The sequence below is a fragment of the Bacteroidales bacterium genome, from assembly GCA_016709865.1.
Classification (GTDB): domain Bacteria; phylum Bacteroidota; class Bacteroidia; order Bacteroidales; family VadinHA17; genus LD21.
Genome location: JADJLX010000005.1, coordinates 1671447 through 1688372, shown reverse-complemented (window position 1 = coordinate 1688372; position 16926 = coordinate 1671447). Strand labels below are relative to the sequence as shown.

Here is a 16926-nt window from a genome sequence, read left to right as displayed (position 1 = left end):
TGTTTAAAATTGTACCCGAAAAAGTACTGTTAATTAATTAACACTAACAAAATATTTAATACCGGATATTATGCCAGTTAATAAGAAAATTAAAGAGTTACAGGAAAAACGTGAGAAAGTACTGTTAGGCGGTGGAGAACAGGCAATAGAAAAGCAGAAAGCTATGGGCAAACGTACTGCCCGTGAGCGTATTATGTCGCTTCTTGATGAAAACTCATTCAATGAGTATGACCTTTTTGTTGAGCACGATGCACGTGATTTTGATATGGATAAAAAGTCGCTTCCCAGCGACGGGGTAATAATAGGATCAGGCACAGTATATGGTGCGCCTGTGGCAATCTTCGCGCAGGACTTTACAGTTGCAGGTGGCTCTCTTGGACTAATGCATTCCAGGAAGATCACTAAAATTATGGATCATGCCCTTAAGATGAGAATGCCTCTTATCGGCATAAACGACTCAGGCGGTGCACGTATTCAGGAAGGAGTCAACTCCCTCGCCGGTTATGGGGAAATTTTCTTCAGGAATACAATTTCCAGCGGTGTAATTCCTCAGATCTCTGTTATTCTCGGACCATGTGCAGGCGGAGCAGTTTATTCTCCGGCTCTTACCGACTTTGTTTTTGTTGTCGATAATATCTCTAAGATGTTCATTACAGGTCCGGAGGTAATCAAAACAGTTCTTGGTGAGGAGATCTCAATGGAGGACCTTGGCGGGGCGCGTGTTCACAGCGAGGTTACCGGTAATGCACATTTCTTTGCAATGAGCGAGGAAGAGTGCTTCGATCAGATAAAGAAGCTTATCACCTTCATTCCATGGAATAACAGCAAGAAAGCACTTGCATTTCCGCCAGCAGAACCAAAACCGGAGTATAATATTAATAAGATTGTTCCTGAAGACCCGACTTTACCGTATGATGTGAAGGATGTTATTAGGGCAATTGTTGATAATTCCGACTTCTTCGAGATAATGGAATTGTACGCCAAAAACATCGTAATCGGCTTTGGACGTATGGGCGGACGCACAACAGGTTTCGTTGCCAATCAGCCACTTGAGATGGCAGGAGTGCTTGATGTTGATTCTTCAGATAAAGCGGCACGTTTCATCCGTTATTGCGATGCATTCAATATTCCTATTATTACCCTTGTTGACCTTCCGGGATATCTTCCGGGTGTTGACCAGGAGCATGCCGGTGTAATCCGTCACGGGGCCAAGGTTTTATACGCTTACAGCGAAGCAACAGTACCTAAGCTTACTGTAATTCTGAGAAAAGCTTACGGAGGGGGATATATTGCTATGAGTTCACGGCACCTCAGAGCTGACTTTGTTTTTGCATGGCCATCAGCCGAAATCGCTGTTATGGGACCAGAAGGCGCTGCTAATATTATCTTCAGGAAAGAAATTACAACTGCCAAAGATCCTGATGCAATGAGAAAGCAGAAGGTTGAAGAGTATAAAGCCAAATTTGCTAATCCTTATGTTGCTGCTTCCAGAGGTTATGTTGATGCAGTTATTGAACCTTCTGAGACACGCAGATTCCTGATGCATTCAATTGAAGTATCAGAGCATAAGAATGTACCTATGCCTGAGAAAAAGCATGGACTTCCTCCGTTCTGATTATCAGTATCTAACAGTTAAAATGCATTGCTATGAATAAAGATGAAAAGCTGGGCTTTCTTAATATAAATACAAGTTTGTATCAGACGAGGTTAAGTGAAAAATTCAAAAACAGGAAGTCATATCAGCCTGCCGATCCAAAGATCATTCTGAGTTTTATCCCGGGTACTGTGCTCAATATTTTTGTAAAGACCGGAGACTCTGTGAAGAAGGGTGATGACCTCATGATACTCGATGCCATGAAAATGCAGAACAAGCTTAAGTGCCCGATGGATGGGAAGGTTAAGTCTATTGCAGTAGAAAAAGGAGCAAAGGTTTCAAAAGGGACTGTTTTAATAGAACTGGAGTAGTTTCAAGTTCATTTTTTTACCACAAAGGAACACAAAGGAGGCACGAAGAACACAAAGGTAAAATAATGATTTTCTTTTCTTTGTGACCTTTGTGTAATTCCTTAGTGACCTTTGTGGTTAAAGGTTTTATGATTTGAGATCACATTTTCCCTCAAATATTACATATTTCTTTAGCATTTGCGGAAGATCAGGCTTTTCCCTGAATACCCCATAAACACTCGATCCGCTGCCTGACATCAGGCTGAAGAGTGCTCCGGCTTTATAAAGACCTTCTTTTATATCTGCAATCAAAGGATGTTTCCTGAAAGCGAAATCTTCAAAATCATTTTTGATCAGTTCCTTCCATTCTGCTATTGGTCTGGTTATCAGCTGCTCAAGTGAAGTATCCGGTTTCCGGGGAGAACAGTTCTGATAAGCTTCCTTTGTACTTATTCCAACTCCTGGATTGAGAAGAATAAGGTACAATCCTGTCAGAACGGGATTAACAGGGGTCATTTTTTCACCTCTTCCTCTTGCCAGAGCAGGAACACCATCGATAAAAAACGGACAGTCGCTGCCTATCTCAAGAGATATTTTTTTAAGTTCCTCCTTTGATATATCTAAATGAAAGACCCTGTTTATTGCTCTCATTAAACATGCAGAATCAGAAGAACCGCCACCTAGTCCTGCCCCGATTGGTATAGCCTTATGAAGATGTATATTGATATATGGGAAAAAGTATTTCTCTCTTAGTTTCCCTGTAGTTTTAATAACCAGATTATCCTCCTGATCACTTCCGGTGTTAATGCCTGTGCAGGTCAGATGATCGCCTCCCTGCTGCGCCTCTGCAACTACCAGTTCAAGTGCATCACAAAGCTTAACCGGATAGAAGATTGTTTCGATGTTATGATAACCATCAGAACGCTTCTCTGTTACATGCAGGCCAAGGTTTATTTTTGCAATCGGAAATACTATCATTTACCGGTATTTGATGTAAAAATACCATATGCTTTTGAATTTGTAACTAATGATCGGTCTAATAGCTTTTCAACAAGTTTTAAACATTTTGTGTTTGTAACAATAAACAGTGATTCCTTACTATTAAGTATGGTAATTCATAACTTTGAAAAGCGATAAATATTTGATTTTGAATTTTGTAAGTAGTTATAAAACAATAACATAGCGTTGATGGCAAAACAAAGAACCAATCCGAGACCCGCAATTACAGCATTGCCCGATTTTGGCAAGGTACCACCCCAGGCAAATGATATGGAGGAGGCTGTACTAGGTGCGGTTATGCTCGAAAAAGAGGCAGTAATTACCATCCTTGACATACTTAAACCGGAAAGTTTTTACAGGGAGGCTCATCAGAAAATATTCAAAGCTATTTCAGACTTATCCGCAAAGGAATTTCCTGTAGACCTCTATACAGTAACAGAGGAACTGCGTATTCATAACGAGCTTGATAGTGTTGGCGGACCGGTTTATCTTACTCAGCTTACAGCTAAGGTCGTTTCTGCTGCAAACGTTGATTATCATGCCAGGATAGTCGCTCAGAAATATATTCAGCGTGAACTTATTCGTGTTTCAACTGAGATTCAGACACGTTCTTTTGATGATTCTTATGATGTCACAGAACTTCTCGACTATTCCGAAAATGCACTTTTCCAGATAGCCGAAGGAAATATCAAGCGTGAGGTTGCCCCGATTAATGTTGTGATAAAGGAAGCAATCAGAGAGATTGAAGAGGCAGGAAAAAGAGAGGATGCACTTGTAGGAACACCATCGGGATTCACCAAACTCGACCGTCTGACATCAGGCTGGCAGAAATCAGAACTTGTTATTATCGCTGCCCGTCCATCAATGGGTAAAACAGCATTCGCTCTTTCAATGGCACGAAACATGGCAGTCGACCACGGAAAAAGTGTTGCCATCTTTTCGTGTGAGATGTCATCAATTCAGCTTGTAAACAGATTGATAGTTGCCGAAACAGATATTCCGGGTGACAAAATAAAAAACGGACGGTTGAATGAGGAGGAGTGGAAACAGCTCGATTCAAGGATCAAAAAGCTGGTTACTGCCCCCATTTTTATTGATGATACTCCTGCAATCTCCATATTCGAACTCAGGGCTAAATGCCGTCGTCTGGTAGCTCAGCATAAACTTGATATTGTTATCGTCGACTACCTTCAGCTTATGTCGGGACCTGAAAATGCAGGAAGTCGCGAGCAGGAAGTTAGTAATATTTCCCGTTCGCTGAAGAGTATTGCGAAAGAGCTCAATGTGCCGATACTGGCACTTTCACAGCTTAACCGTTCAGTAGAAATGAGGGGTGGTACCAAACGGCCTTTGCTTTCCGACCTTCGTGAATCGGGTGCTATTGAGCAGGATGCCGATATGGTCGTCTTCATTCACCGTCAGGATAAGTTCGGTATACCAACATTTGAAGATGGTTCCTCAACAAAAGGTATCGCTGAGATCATACTTGCTAAAAACCGTAACGGTCCGGTTGACGACGTTAAACTGAGATTCCGTGAAGAGAAGGCACAATTTGTTGATATCGATGATTTTGATCTGGATGGTAATCCTGAAGGAGGCAGCTCCACCCCGAGTATCACTCTCGGATCAAAAATGAACCACGATAATTTCAGAAAACTTGGCGGAGGCTTTGATAATGAGTCGGATATACATGATGAGCCGCCATTTGCTTAGATGCTTCTGCCGCCCAACCCCCCTGAAGGTTATGGCAGCCAACCTAAGGTTTGGGGTTGAAGGAGAAACAGCATAATAAGGTTTCCCCTCCTTTTGAAGGAGGGGTGGCCGGGAGTACTGATTATATGATATTTACGAAGTAATATTTCCCGGCCGGGGTGGTTGACTTTAGGGGATTATCACAGAAAACTAAAAGATGAAAACTGGGATAAAGAATCAACCACCCCGGCCGCAAATTAGCTTTTCAAAAACAAACCATAATTTTACTGCGGCCACCCCTCCTTCAAAAGGAGGGGAAATTTATCTGGCACATATTCAATACTTTATATAATACTTTAATTGAATTTGAAAACTAACTTCCCTCCGACACTCTTATATTTAACATCCTCAAATCCAACATATACACCGATCTCGCCGAGGAAAAATACCTCACTTATGCTGTAACCCAGCTCGGTGTAGTTTTTATGGTATCGCGATCCGAGGTACGAAAGGCTGAGATTCTCACGCATAAGGGTGTTGCTTATGCCCGGCAGAAGTTTAATGAGGAGGTATGGTGTTGTGTACTTAAGGTGTACTTCTCCGTAAAACTCGGGCGTGCTCATTGAATAATATGAAGGAAGCATAAAGGCATCTTCATAGTTATTTATAAGTACAGGCAAGGGTTGAGAATTAACATGGAAGAAGTCATAAAAGGTCAGATCCCTGTTATCAAAATATCCGCCTGTCCTGACTCTCCACCTGAATTCACTGAAAGCCCCGGTCTCATGCCTCTTTCCTGTTTCAAATCTGAGCATATCGGTATGCCTGATCTTGTCTGTCATCTCACTGAACTCGTCTATTCCGTGCTGGTAAGTTAAAGTGAAAGTCGGCCAGTCAGACCCGGCGGATATCTTCCTTCCGTTACGCATCCTGTATTTCTGATACGGTGTATATGAGACTTTTGTTGAAAAGTCGGCATGTCTCATATCACGAAGCGCATTTAGAGGGTTTGAGCCTGCTGCGAGGTAGTCATTGACCGGAATATTATCAGAATAAGGAGTTGATCTTTTTAATAATGAGAAATTTGTTGAATTCGGAAGTACCCTGCGGTCTTCAAAATTGGCGCTTACTTCAAGTCTGAAACCATTAACGATCTCATTCATATATCCGAATGTCACATACCTCGATTCATATAACTTCATATAGTTTTTCTTCAGTAATAAAGAGGTTATGCTGTTTATGAATGGATTGATACCGGCCACATTATTAATGTCGGTACTTGTTACTCCGGTTCTCAGGAAAATCTGGTTTAGTTTCTGTGTGTTGAGTCTGAAGATAGTATTAACTCTCCAGATTAAATCTTCCCTGTTGAAAGCCCACAGGATCTCAGGAGCAATATAGAGTTGTTTAAAATTTTTCCATGATTTTTGCATGCTGAAATCAAGGCCATAAACAAATCCGTCAACTGAATTGAACCTCAGGTTTTCAAGATCAAATAATCCACCGTATGTAAAACGGAAACCGGAAGTGTCGGCCCAGGTGTGGCCCAGAAATACCTTGTGAGCTGTTGAAACGAATTTATTCTGCTTTTTTGGAGGTGTAATAACAGCCGAGTCAGACTTCATCTCCTTAAGCTCAGTTTTCCCTTTCAGACTGTCGCTCACCCGAATGCTGCGCAACTCAACTTCAGAAAGCGGAATCGGGCGAACCTGTGCCCAATAGGCACTGTCTTTCTTATTGGCATCTTTTTCAATTATATGCGTTGTATTATCTTTTATCTCAAGGCTGTTTTTACTGCTGTCGGGCATGCTGTTTTTCGATTCTTTGTCCATAAGCTTCGACAGTTTTACCATATCCCTGTTGTTGAGCTGATCCTTTTCAAGGAGCTTTTCAATCTGCTGTTTTGTTTTTGTAACAGGCATAGTATCTGCAGCCGCGACTTTAACAGGTTTCCCTGTGAAGTCGGTGGAAATTGTTTTTGGTTTCGCAAGTGCAAGGTTTGGTTTAACATTCAGATATTTCACTGAGCTTCCATAGCCGGCGTCGGCTTTGAATCCGACTATCCCTATATTAATGTCAAACTTGTGACTGACCGGCAGCCATATGTCATCCTGGACCGGTATGTACAGCTGCTGAATCTTCACCTTTCCAACCAGGTTCTCATTTGTCAGATCAACACTGTGCAGGCACCAAAGATCTTCTATTATATATATTGTACCCTCAAATAGCTGCTGACTTTTTCTTTTTGGATCAACTTCAATTTTATTTATTGTGTAATTGCCCTGAAGGGTTGCTCCAAGGTATTTGAAGTTGTAATGAGAAAATGCAGCCGGCGAAAGAGGAGAGATGGCCATGTCGGCAATAACAGGCTGATAAAAGCTTGCTTCTATAAAATCCATTGGTGAGATCTCATTTCCCTGTTCAGGAAAGGTGGAGTTGAATGAAATGACTCTCTGAACATATTTATCCGGAGCTGTAAATTCCATCTCATTAAATGATTCCATCAGAAATGAATCACCCTCCTTAATCATCTCTTCTGCCGGTTGTTCTTTCCCTCCTACCGATATAGTGGCACTGTTTTTCTTTGCCTCCATCTTCATGGTCTTCTGAATGATTTTCGGGATCCTGTTAATAACCAGATTTCCTTTAAGATAAACCTCTGCCTTGTAATAGCTTACATTACTGAGATAATAGGGTGCCATACCTATAACCTTTCGCATAATAATATATGCCGGATCTTCTCCCGAAGCGGTAATTCTTACTTCGGGTATTACATAATATTGTATCGGAAGCGTAACATTTTTATTTACCGGCTTGTCTGCCATTGTAATGTCAGCAAAAATAGGCTCAAATCCCAGACTCTGATAAATGACCATATATTTCCCGGGCGGCAAGACGAAGTTCATAGTCACCTTTCGTATTGGCTGTTGTCCCTTGTTTTAATTCCTGAATATAAACAGTGGCATACTGTATTGGCTCTCCATTCGGGTTGGTTATCCTGCCTTTAAGTATCTGTGAATGTGAGGTCTGGAGTGAGACCATGAAAATCAGAACTATCCGGAAAAAATGTTTGATCATCGAAAAAGGTTTTGAGTAAAACGAAAATAGCGATAAAAAGTTACTTTTTTCCGGCAACAATAATCACTATTTCTCCTTTTGGCGGCTTAACGGTATAATATTCAGCCAGAACAGGGAGAGTCCCTCTGATGTTTTCCTCGTAAAGCTTACTTAGTTCCCTCGAGACAGATGCCTCTCTGTCGGGACCAAAATAAGTAGCCAGCTCCTGCAGAGTCTTGACAAGGCGGTAAGGTGATTCATAAAATATCATTGTTCTGGACTCTTCAATTAATGCGGTCATTCTCTTATTTCTTCCTTTTTTGGGAGGAAGGAATCCTTCAAAGCAGAATCTGTCGCACGGCAGTCCTGAATTAACAAGTGCAGGAATCAGTGCAGTCGCCCCCGGTAAAGTTTCTACCGGTACTCCTTTTTCCACGCAGGTTCTTACTAGCAGAAATCCCGGATCGGAAATTCCCGGTGTTCCGGCATCTGAAATAAGTGCAATTGTTTGTCCGTGAAGTATCTTCGAGCAAACAGCCTCAACACTTTTATGCTCGTTATACATGTGGTGCGACTGAAGGGGAGTCTTTATATTGTAATTATTTAGTAAGATCCGGGCCTGACGGGTATCTTCAGCAAGTATAAGATCAACAGTGTTCAGTACCTCAACTGCACGGTAGGTAATATCTCTGAGGTTGCCAATTGGTGTTGGTACAAGGAATAATTTACTCATTTGAAGGGAGCTTTCTTTTTACCAGATCAAGCAGTTGTTTTACAGCGTCACTTTCATCATTGTCGCCGGTGTAACTCATTATAACTGCACGGGCATCAGTAATACTTGTAGTGTTTTCAAGTTTTGTAATGGCCTGTGAATAAGCATCTTTGTTTCCGTCGAAGATTTCCCTTATGAACAGGAACCTGTCATTTATACCTATCGCTTCTGTTAAACTGCTTATTGGTTTAGTTTTCAAAACTCCTGATATATCATCGTCTGATTTGCGGCTTCCAAGCTGCTCATTAAAACGATTTGACAGATGGCTGAAGGAATCTCCGATTGTGCCGGCTTCGGCTGGTTTTTTTACGGGATGTTCCGGTTCGGGGCTTGCGGCTTGCGGCTTGGGGCTCACGGTATCCGGTTCAGGGCTCGCGGTATCCGGTTTGTGGCTTGGTGTTTCCGGTTCGGGGTTTGCGGTTTGCGGCTTGCGGCTTGCGGCAACAGGCACTTCGGTCTTCGGTCTTCTGTCTTCCGTCTTTGGTCTTTCTTCCTGCTTCAGCAAGGCAATGACTTCTGCGGCGCTCTTACATTTGGCTTTTGCGAGTTCTACCTGAAGAACAGGAACCCCCTGGTACTTTTTCAGATCGTCAATTATTTCACGGGCTTCCTGAAGATCTTTGATAATTAAATCAATGGTTGCGTTGAAATCCATACGTTTTGATGTTAATATAACAAACCATTTTCCTTATTTTGCAAAAGTAACTATTATTCCACAAGTCATCATGTTAAATATACAATTTACATGATGGAGACTGACATAAATTGTATATGGACTTTCTTGAAAATTCTATTGGAACAGGTGGCAGGAGGGGATCAATTGAAGTGATCACAGGGTCTATGTTTTCAGGAAAAACAGAAGAACTGATCAGAAGACTCAGAAGGGCTCAGTATGCTGGTATGAAGGTTGAAATATTTAAACCGTCGCTCGATAACCGTTATTCTGAAAACAGAGTTGTTTCTCATGATGATAAATCGATTCTTTCAACTCCTGTTGATAATTCTTCCGCTATTTTATTGCTCGCCGGCGACGTACATGTTGTTGGTATAGATGAGGCCCAGTTTTTCGACAATTCCATAGTGGATGTCTGCAATGAACTTGCAGATAAAGGCATAAGGATAGTTATTGCCGGATTGGATATGGATTTCATGGGTAAGCCTTTCGGACCGATGCCTGCACTTCTTTCAATTGCTGAATTTGTTACAAAGGTTCATGCTATCTGTATGAGATGCGGCAATCTTGCCCAGTACTCATACAGAAAATCAGAAGATGAACAGGTAGTGCTTCTGGGTGAGAAAAACCTTTATGAGCCTCTTTGCAGAAACTGCTATAACATAGCTTTAAACAAATAATAGTTGAAAATCCTCTCGGCAGATATTGCTTCAATTACTAAAGGTAAATTGCTTGGGCCTGGCGATCTTATTGCTAACGAGATTGTTACTGACAGCAGGCAGCTTAGTTTTACAACTGGTCAGATATTTGCAGCAATCAAAGGAAAAAATCACGACGGCCATATATATATCGGGAATCTCTACAGGAAAGGAGTGAGAGTCTTTATAGTAGAATCGCCACCTGACGAGATCAAAGATTATTCTGAAGCCGCTTTCATATTAACAGGAAGCACTGTTGAAGCACTTCAGCTCATAGCATCTTTTATTAGGGACAAGTTTAAGTCACCTGTTATCGCAGTTACAGGAAGTGCCGGAAAAACTATTGTAAAGGAGTGGCTTGCGGATATTCTTGGTCTTACTACGCCTGTTATCAGAAGTCCCAAGAGTTACAATTCTCAGATAGGCGTACCGCTTTCTGTTCTTAAGCTTGACGAAAAATATAAACTCGGAATATTTGAAGCAGGCATCTCGCTGCCTGGAGAGATGTCGAAGCTTCAGCGGATTATAAAACCTGATATAGGTGTTCTGACTAATATCGGAGATGCTCACCGGGAGAACTTCGCTGATGATAAATCAAAAGCCACAGAGAAACTTCTGTTATTCAAAAATGCTTCAATAATAGTCTATTGCAGCGATCAGAAACTGGTGAATTCGCTGATTCTGGCAGACGTTAATCTGAAATCAAAGCGACTTGTTAACTGGTCATTCAGGGATCAGAAGGCAAAAGTGTTTGTTACCGCTGTCACTCTTGCTGATGGTAAGACATCACTTAAAATTGTGTATGAACATAAAAACTATGACTTCATAATACCATTCAGCGACAGGGCTTCAGTAGAGAATGCAATTACTGTGGCTTCGGTTTGTCTTGCTCTCGGAACAGATGCATCAGTTATTTCAGCCGGACTTAAATCTCTGGTTTCAGTAGCTATGAGGATGGAACTGAAAAGCGGAATTAATAACTGTCAGCTGATTGAGGATTATTATAATTCAGATCCCGGCTCACTGTGGATGGCACTCGAATACCTGAAATCTCAGAATGGCAAAGAGCCGGCACTTATATTATCCGACTTTGTTCAGAGCGGACGGGATGAGAAGGAGCTTTATGGTGAAGTTGCCCAGCTGATAAAGAAGACCGGCATTAGAAAATTCATTGGTATAGGGAAATCTCTTATTGCCAGCCATGACTTGTTTGAAAAAGAAGCCAGATTCTACAACTCTACAGAAGAATTTGTAAGCAGTTTCAACGGAAGTGATTTCAGAAATGAGATTATTCTTATCAAGGGTGCCAGGGTTTTTGAATTCGAGAAGATCGGCAAACTTTTGGAACAGCAGATTCACCAGACTGTACTGGAGGTTAATCTCGATGCTATTTCACATAATCTTAATGAATTTCGCAGCCATCTTAATCCGGGCACACGAATCATGGCAATGGTTAAGGCATTTGCCTATGGTGCCGGACCAGCAGAGATTGCAGCTTTACTTGAATATCACAGGGTTAGTTACCTGGCAGTTGCTTATGCCGATGAAGGAATAGAATTAAGGAATGCAGGTGTGACCTTACCGGTTATGGTAATGAATCCCGATCCCTCTTCATCAGATCTTTTAATTAAGTATTCACTCGAGCCGGAAATTTACAGCTTCGGATCATATGAACTGTTTACTACAGCTGCTCTGCGTCACGGATTATTAAATTATCCTGTTCATATTAAGATAGATACAGGGATGCACAGATTGGGCTTCATGCCTGAAGACGTCCCTGCACTTGCAGAAAAGCTGCGAGAATCAGAGTGCCTGAAGGTAGTTTCTGTATTTTCTCATCTGGCGGCAAGCGAGGACCCTGAGCTCGATCATTTTACCCTCAAACAGGTAAAAGTATTTCTTGAAGCTGTTGATCAGATTAAGAAAGCAGTAAGCTATCCTTTCTTAAGACATATACTTAATTCTTCGGGAATTCTGCGTTTTCCCGAGTACCAGTTTGAAATGGTACGGCCGGGAATAGGAATGTACGGAGTCGGGAATTTCAGCGGACTGGCTCTCAGGACAACCGGGCGTTTTAAAACACGAATATCACAGGTAAAGTCAGTAAAAGCAGGAGATCCTGTTGGCTACGGTTGCGCAGATATTTCATACAGGGACAGGGATATCGCAATTCTGCCTGTTGGCTATGCTGATGGTCTGAGCCGAAAGCTTGGAAACAGAGTAGGGGAGTTATTCATTAAAGGAAAGAGAGTACCAATTATAGGTAATGTTTGTATGGACATGTGTATGACAGATGTGAGCGGTACTGATGCAAAAGAAGGAGATGAAGCCGAAATTTTCGGTGACAATATCACTATCAGGGAAATTGCAGTTAAATGCGGGACAATTCCTTATGAAATACTTACCTCTATACCACAGCGTGTAAAAAGAGTTTTTATCAGAGAGTGATCATCCAAGTTCACTGATATGCTCAAGCAGAGTTGGATCGAGCAGTGAAATCTTCCTTCCTTTTATTCCGATGATACCTTCTGAAGCCATTATAGACAGAGTTCTGATTGCATTCGAGGTAGTCATGTTCGAAAGATTGGCAATATCCTCTCTTGACAGGGCGATCCTGATTGTATTACTGTCATCTTCATAACCGTAAGTGTCGCGAAGCAGAATAAGCGATTCCGCTACCCTTCCTCTGATATGTTTCTGTGAAAGAGACACTGTTCTGTTGTTTGCTATTACAAGTTCTTCAGAGAGCAGCTTAATAAATTTAAGAGCGAGATCAGCATTCTTTTTAAGGATTTTTACAACGGAGCTCTTATCAAGAACACATATGGTACTGTCTTCTATTGCCGTGGCGGATACCGGCCATGGCTGATCGGCAAAAAGAGCCTTGTAACCCATGAATCCATTCTGCCTCACCATCTTAACTATCTGCTGTCTCCCTCCAACACCTTCTTTGTAAACCTTTACTTTACCCGATGCAAGGCAAATAAGTCCGCGCGATTTTTCCCCCTGTTTGAAGATCTGGTTTCCTCTTTTAAAATGAACAAGTGTATGATTCTCATCAATTATCTCTTTGTCTTTCTGATTTAATCCTTTGAAAATCGATGTCGCACCATCAAGACATATCTCAATATACGGATTAGAATACTGCATGAATTTATTATGTTAAATAGCATGTAAATGTACATAAAAGTATTTAACCTATGCTAAATTAACATTTTTTAACATATTCAGTTACAGATAGTTGTATTGGATTAGAGGAATTTTTAATTTTGTCTCTCAATTGCCGTCGGTTTTAACCGACGGACTAAAAATTGTTCAATATCTGGCAACCAGAGGCATTCTTCTCCCTGCTCCGAAAGCCTTTGAAGAGATTCTTAGCACTGGAGGGGCCTGATATCTTTTATATTCATTGAAATTGATCAACCTTATCACTTTATTAACAATTTCCCTGTCAAATCCTTCATTGACAATTCTTTCTGCCGGTTTCTGTAACTCGATGTACTGATAGAGAATTGCATCAAGTATGTTATAATCAGGAAGGGAATCAGAGTCATATTGATCAGGTCTTAGTTCTGCTGACGGAAGCTTTTTGATTATATTAATTGGAATTATCTCCGACTCACGGTTAATATATTCTGCCAGCCTGTATACATCAGTTTTGTATACATCACCTATAACTGACAACCCTCCGGCCATATCGCCGTAAAGAGTACCATAACCTACTGCAGCTTCACTCTTATTGGAGGTATTCAGAAGAATATTACCGAACTTGTTCGATACAGCCATCAGAAGCACAGCCCTTACACGGGCCTGAATGTTTTCCTCTGTTACATCACTTCCCACTCCGGCAAAAAGAGGTTTAAGGACATCCTCAAAGGCAGTGAAAGGTTTTTCAATGTTTATTGTATCGTGTTGAACCTTAAGTTTTTCAGAAAGTGCAACAGCATCAGTTACTGAATGGTCTGATGAATATCTTGAGGGCATCAGCAGGGCACGCACATTCCCGTTCCCTATTGCTTCAGCAGCCAGACAGAGAACCACAGCTGAATCAATCCCGCCTGAGAGTCCGACAATGCTTCTTTTTAAACCTGTTTTCCGGAAATAATCCCTTATGCCTGTTACCAGGGCCTTATGAATCAGTTCCACCGGCTCCTGTCGTTTCTGACCATTGTTGGATTTGCCTGATTGTATTGTGTCAAAATCGAATGTTTCAATTGCTTCCTCAAAAAATGGAAGTCTCCTTAATACTTCACCCTTATAATTAATAATCAGGGATGCCCCGTCGAATATCAGCTCGGTGTTTGCACCAGTCTGATTAACAGTGATTACCGGCAGATTGTATCTGACAGCCTTATTCCTGAAAATATTCTCTTTCGCCTCAGTTTTTGTATATGAGAATGGCGAGGCGGAAATGTTGATTATAATGTCGGGATTTTGTTTCGAAAGTTCTTCCGCCGGTGAAATTGTGTAAAGGCGGGCTTTCTCAAATTCATTATCGAAAGGCTGTTCATCCCAAAGATCTTCGCAGATTGTAATCGCCAGTCTTACACCTTTATATGTGAATACACGGAAGTTCTTTTCCGGTTCAAAGTACCTGTATTCATCAAAAATGTCATAGGTGGGAAGCAATGCTTTATTTGCACTGAAAATAATCTCCCCCTCAGATAATAAGAGAGCAGAATTGAAGAGTTTTTTCCCTTCCTTGTTTTTATTAATTGTTGGTGATCCGACAATTGCTGCGATCCCTCTGCATTCCTCAGCAATCTCCTTTACAGTTATGTTGCATTTTTCTATGAAATCATGACGATCGAGAAGGTCAAGAGGAGGATAACCGGTAATACAAAGTTCTGAAAATATTACAAGATCAGCCCCATCAGATTTGGCTTTGCTGATTGCATTGGAAATGAGAGATTTATTTCCTTCAAAGTTGCCAATGTGGTAGTTTAGCTGTGCAACAGATATTTTCATCTCCTTCTGTTAAAAATTAACTCCCAGTCTGAAACTGAGTAGTTTGTGTGTAACTTTATCCTTCAGCTGATCTCCGTTCTCTTTTGTAATATCAAGAAAATTATTTTCAAAGCCCAATCCTGTTACCAGTGCTGTGGTACCTCCTAACGAGTATTCTATACCTGCAGTAATGTGATATGACAGATTGAAAATCCTTAATTCATTAATTGCCTTTTCACCTGAAACATTTAGACTATTAATATCAGCTTTTCCGCCCACGACAACTTTTGGATCCAGTCCGAGATCTGTAAAAAACGTCAGGTACCCGATCTGATTGGTTTGCAGTTTCAGTCCTATCGGAACAGACACATACTGGATCTTATAAATAACTGATTTTCCCGGAAGAACTGTCGATTTAAAATTTGTAAACTCCATAACCACAGTATCGCTGCTCACCAGCCTTCCTCCGGTGTTTAGAAGGCTAATGCCTGTTGAGAAGGAGTAGTTTGGTGTAAAATATTTATTGAACGTCAGTCCGAAGTTAAATCCTGGTCGTGCACCATCATTCTTTGTCTCTTTTATATCTGAGCCGAACCATCCGATAACCGGATCGGCATGTACGCCGAGACTTATCTTTTGCTGAGCGTTTATAATGCCAGGGATAATAAATAGAAGCAGTATGTGTAAGAGCTTGTTAATATGCCTGTTGGATGTTTTAGTAAGTCTCATGTTATTGAATCATTTAATTATAAATCAAATAAAATTCAGTCAGTAAAAATAACAAATAATAAGCGAACTTATTGTGTCGTTACCTAAGAGAGAACGATTAACAGAAAAGTTATTTACTTTTGAGAAAGCTAAACAGATATGAAAATGAGAATACGGATTTCAGCTTTTGTCCTGATAATAATTACTATAGGATTATTACCGTCATGCAAACAGAATCACTACAAGGTTAATATTTCATCAATAAAGACAGATATTCAGATTAAAAGACTTGAGCAGGATCTGTTCAATATTAATCCGGAGGAGATTATTGATACGGTTCCATATCTGAAGCAGAAATACGGAACCTTTCTTCAGCTGTTCAGTTATGTTATAAACACCGGAAATATAAATGATTTAGGATTCGGCGATTTTCTAGTAAGGTTTTGCACTGACAAGCAGAATAACGATATTTATTCACTCACTTCTAAGATTTTCCCTGATGTCAGTAACTTAGAGATAGGTCTCAACGATGCATTCAAACATTACCTTTATTATTTTCCGAAAGAACACGTTCCGTCTGTTTATACCTGTATCACAGGGTTTAATAATAGCATAATTACAGGCGATTCTGTACTCGGAATTGGTCTCGACAGGTACCTTGGTGCTGACTGTGAATACTACCCGCGGCTTGAGATCTATAAATATCTGGCAGCAAGAATGACTCCTGATAATATTGTTCCTGACTGTATGTATGCCTGGGCCGCCTCGGAATGGGATTTTTCATTTTTGAAATACCCGGCAGATAATGTTTTGAGTGAAATAATCCATCAGGGCAAACTGAAGTATTTCGAAAAGTGCATGCTTCCTGAAACATCAGATGAACTGATCTTTGACTTTAATCCTGACCAGATGAAATTCTGCAGGAATAATGAAAGTCAGATGTGGGAGTATCTTATTGAGAATGATCTGTTGTTTAACACAGATCAGTTTATTATCCGCAAGCTCACCGGTGAAGCTCCTTTCACAAGCTATTTTACAAGTGAGTCGCCCGGTAAGGCAGCTGTATGGATTGGCTTCAGGATAGTTGAGTCATATATGATGAAAAGCGGTGTTACGCTTGATGAGCTTATGACAGATACAGACGTACAGAGTATACTCGAGAAAGCAAAATACAATCCGCAATAAAAAAGGGGCATGTCATGACATGCCCCTTCTCTATTGCTTAGGATATGCGTTACTATGCAGGATGAATAGCCTCAACGGGGCAAACATCAGCGCAAGCACCACAGTCGGTGCAAACATCAGCATCAATTTTATAGATATCGCCTTCTGATATTGCTTCAACAGGACACTCATCGATGCATGTTCCGCAAGCAGTACAATCATCATTAATTTTGTAAGCCATTTCGATTATTTTTTGGTTTGTTAATTACAAT

15 protein-coding genes are annotated in these 16926 nt (G+C 40.9%); 6 read left to right on the top strand and 9 right to left on the bottom strand.

Annotation, left to right across the window (positions count from 1 at the left end; all coding sequences use genetic code 11):
• The first annotated feature begins 70 nt into the window (after positions 1–70).
• Together IPJ16_15415 and IPJ16_15410 are read left to right on the top strand one after the other, a co-directional pair.
• On the top strand, positions 71–1615 hold the full coding sequence (locus IPJ16_15415; protein MBK7628562.1) for an acyl-CoA carboxylase subunit beta: 1545 nt from the start codon (positions 71–73) through the stop codon (positions 1613–1615).
• A gap of 32 nt (positions 1616–1647) precedes the next feature.
• Positions 1648–1965 carry an acetyl-CoA carboxylase biotin carboxyl carrier protein subunit gene (locus IPJ16_15410; protein MBK7628561.1) on the top strand — a complete coding sequence of 106 codons (318 nt, stop codon included), beginning with the start codon at positions 1648–1650 and terminating at the stop codon, positions 1963–1965.
• A 126-nt stretch (positions 1966–2091) separates the two neighbouring features.
• Here IPJ16_15410 and IPJ16_15405 read toward each other — a convergent pair whose 3' ends face one another.
• Positions 2092–2922, bottom strand: a complete 831-nt coding sequence (locus IPJ16_15405; GenBank protein MBK7628560.1) for a 4-(cytidine 5'-diphospho)-2-C-methyl-D-erythritol kinase — start codon at positions 2920–2922, stop codon at positions 2092–2094.
• A gap of 210 nt (positions 2923–3132) precedes the next feature.
• Between IPJ16_15405 and dnaB the strand changes: the two genes are divergently transcribed.
• Positions 3133–4656, top strand: a complete 1524-nt coding sequence (dnaB, locus tag IPJ16_15400) for a replicative DNA helicase (protein ID MBK7628559.1) — start codon at positions 3133–3135, stop codon at positions 4654–4656.
• A gap of 335 nt (positions 4657–4991) precedes the next feature.
• Here the strand turns inward: dnaB and IPJ16_15395 are convergent, their stop codons facing one another.
• The 4 genes from IPJ16_15395 to IPJ16_15380 are packed head-to-tail and all read right to left on the bottom strand — an operon-like array spanning position 4992 to position 9119.
• Complete coding sequence (locus IPJ16_15395) at positions 4992–7511, bottom strand: hypothetical protein (protein ID MBK7628558.1); 2520 nt, start codon at positions 7509–7511, stop codon at positions 4992–4994.
• On the bottom strand, positions 7483–7713 hold the full coding sequence (locus IPJ16_15390; protein MBK7628557.1) for a carboxypeptidase-like regulatory domain-containing protein: 231 nt from the start codon (positions 7711–7713) through the stop codon (positions 7483–7485). Before IPJ16_15390 ends, IPJ16_15395 begins: the two co-directional genes overlap by 29 nt.
• Before the next feature lie 40 nt (positions 7714–7753).
• On the bottom strand, positions 7754–8425 hold the full coding sequence (gene rsmI / locus IPJ16_15385; protein ID MBK7628556.1) for a 16S rRNA (cytidine(1402)-2'-O)-methyltransferase: 672 nt from the start codon (positions 8423–8425) through the stop codon (positions 7754–7756).
• On the bottom strand, positions 8418–9119 hold the full coding sequence (locus tag IPJ16_15380) for a hypothetical protein (GenBank protein MBK7628555.1): 702 nt from the start codon (positions 9117–9119) through the stop codon (positions 8418–8420). Before IPJ16_15380 ends, rsmI begins: the two co-directional genes overlap by 8 nt.
• A gap of 116 nt (positions 9120–9235) precedes the next feature.
• On the opposite strand from IPJ16_15380, the gene IPJ16_15375 reads away from it, so the two are divergent.
• Complete coding sequence (locus IPJ16_15375) at positions 9236–9817, top strand: thymidine kinase (protein ID MBK7628554.1); 582 nt, start codon at positions 9236–9238, stop codon at positions 9815–9817.
• 3 nt (positions 9818–9820) lie between these two features.
• Positions 9821–12283: a bifunctional UDP-N-acetylmuramoyl-tripeptide:D-alanyl-D-alanine ligase/alanine racemase gene (locus tag IPJ16_15370; GenBank protein ID MBK7628553.1), complete on the top strand. Its 2463-nt coding sequence runs from the start codon at positions 9821–9823 to the stop codon at positions 12281–12283.
• Here the strand turns inward: IPJ16_15370 and IPJ16_15365 are convergent, their stop codons facing one another.
• From IPJ16_15365 to IPJ16_15355, 3 genes are all read right to left on the bottom strand, one after another.
• Positions 12284–12985 (bottom strand): Crp/Fnr family transcriptional regulator, encoded by a 702-nt coding sequence (locus IPJ16_15365; GenBank protein ID MBK7628552.1) that lies wholly within the window; start codon positions 12983–12985, stop codon positions 12284–12286. It abuts the gene before it with no gap.
• Positions 12986–13150: 165 nt separating this feature from the next.
• Positions 13151–14803 carry an NAD+ synthase gene (locus IPJ16_15360; GenBank protein MBK7628551.1) on the bottom strand — a complete coding sequence of 551 codons (1653 nt, stop codon included), beginning with the start codon at positions 14801–14803 and terminating at the stop codon, positions 13151–13153.
• 9 nt (positions 14804–14812) lie between these two features.
• Positions 14813–15511: a PorT family protein gene (locus IPJ16_15355; GenBank protein MBK7628550.1), complete on the bottom strand. Its 699-nt coding sequence runs from the start codon at positions 15509–15511 to the stop codon at positions 14813–14815.
• Between the two features lie 144 nt (positions 15512–15655).
• On the opposite strand from IPJ16_15355, the gene IPJ16_15350 reads away from it, so the two are divergent.
• The gene (locus IPJ16_15350; GenBank protein ID MBK7628549.1) at positions 15656–16675 is read left to right on the top strand and encodes a hypothetical protein; all 1020 of its coding nucleotides are present in this window, start codon (positions 15656–15658) and stop codon (positions 16673–16675) included.
• Between the two features lie 52 nt (positions 16676–16727).
• Here IPJ16_15350 and IPJ16_15345 read toward each other — a convergent pair whose 3' ends face one another.
• Positions 16728–16895: a 4Fe-4S binding protein gene (locus IPJ16_15345; GenBank protein ID MBK7628548.1), complete on the bottom strand. Its 168-nt coding sequence runs from the start codon at positions 16893–16895 to the stop codon at positions 16728–16730.
• Positions 16896–16926: the final 31 nt, after the last annotated feature.

Bases quoted from the DNA above. Each gene is read 5' to 3' on its own strand.
- IPJ16_15390 (MBK7628557.1), bottom strand. From the start codon at position 7,713: ATGATCAAACATTTTTTCCGGATAGTTCTGATTTTCATGGTCTCACTC.
- IPJ16_15375 (MBK7628554.1), top strand. From the start codon at position 9,236: ATGGACTTTCTTGAAAATTCTATTGGAACAGGTGGCAGGAGGGGATCA.
- IPJ16_15345 (MBK7628548.1), bottom strand. From the start codon at position 16,895: ATGGCTTACAAAATTAATGATGATTGTACTGCTTGCGGAACATGCATC.
- dnaB (MBK7628559.1), top strand. From the start codon at position 3,133: ATGGCAAAACAAAGAACCAATCCGAGACCCGCAATTACAGCATTGCCC.
- IPJ16_15350 (MBK7628549.1), top strand. From the start codon at position 15,656: ATGAGAATACGGATTTCAGCTTTTGTCCTGATAATAATTACTATAGGA.
- IPJ16_15410 (MBK7628561.1), top strand. From the start codon at position 1,648: ATGAATAAAGATGAAAAGCTGGGCTTTCTTAATATAAATACAAGTTTG.
- IPJ16_15395 (MBK7628558.1), bottom strand. From the start codon at position 7,511: ATGGTCATTTATCAGAGTCTGGGATTTGAGCCTATTTTTGCTGACATT.
- IPJ16_15380 (MBK7628555.1), bottom strand. From the start codon at position 9,119: ATGGATTTCAACGCAACCATTGATTTAATTATCAAAGATCTTCAGGAA.
- IPJ16_15405 (MBK7628560.1), bottom strand. From the start codon at position 2,922: ATGATAGTATTTCCGATTGCAAAAATAAACCTTGGCCTGCATGTAACA.
- IPJ16_15365 (MBK7628552.1), bottom strand. From the start codon at position 12,985: ATGCAGTATTCTAATCCGTATATTGAGATATGTCTTGATGGTGCGACA.
- IPJ16_15355 (MBK7628550.1), bottom strand. From the start codon at position 15,511: ATGAGACTTACTAAAACATCCAACAGGCATATTAACAAGCTCTTACAC.
- IPJ16_15415 (MBK7628562.1), top strand. From the start codon at position 71: ATGCCAGTTAATAAGAAAATTAAAGAGTTACAGGAAAAACGTGAGAAA.
- IPJ16_15360 (MBK7628551.1), bottom strand. From the start codon at position 14,803: ATGAAAATATCTGTTGCACAGCTAAACTACCACATTGGCAACTTTGAA.
- rsmI (MBK7628556.1), bottom strand. From the start codon at position 8,425: ATGAGTAAATTATTCCTTGTACCAACACCAATTGGCAACCTCAGAGAT.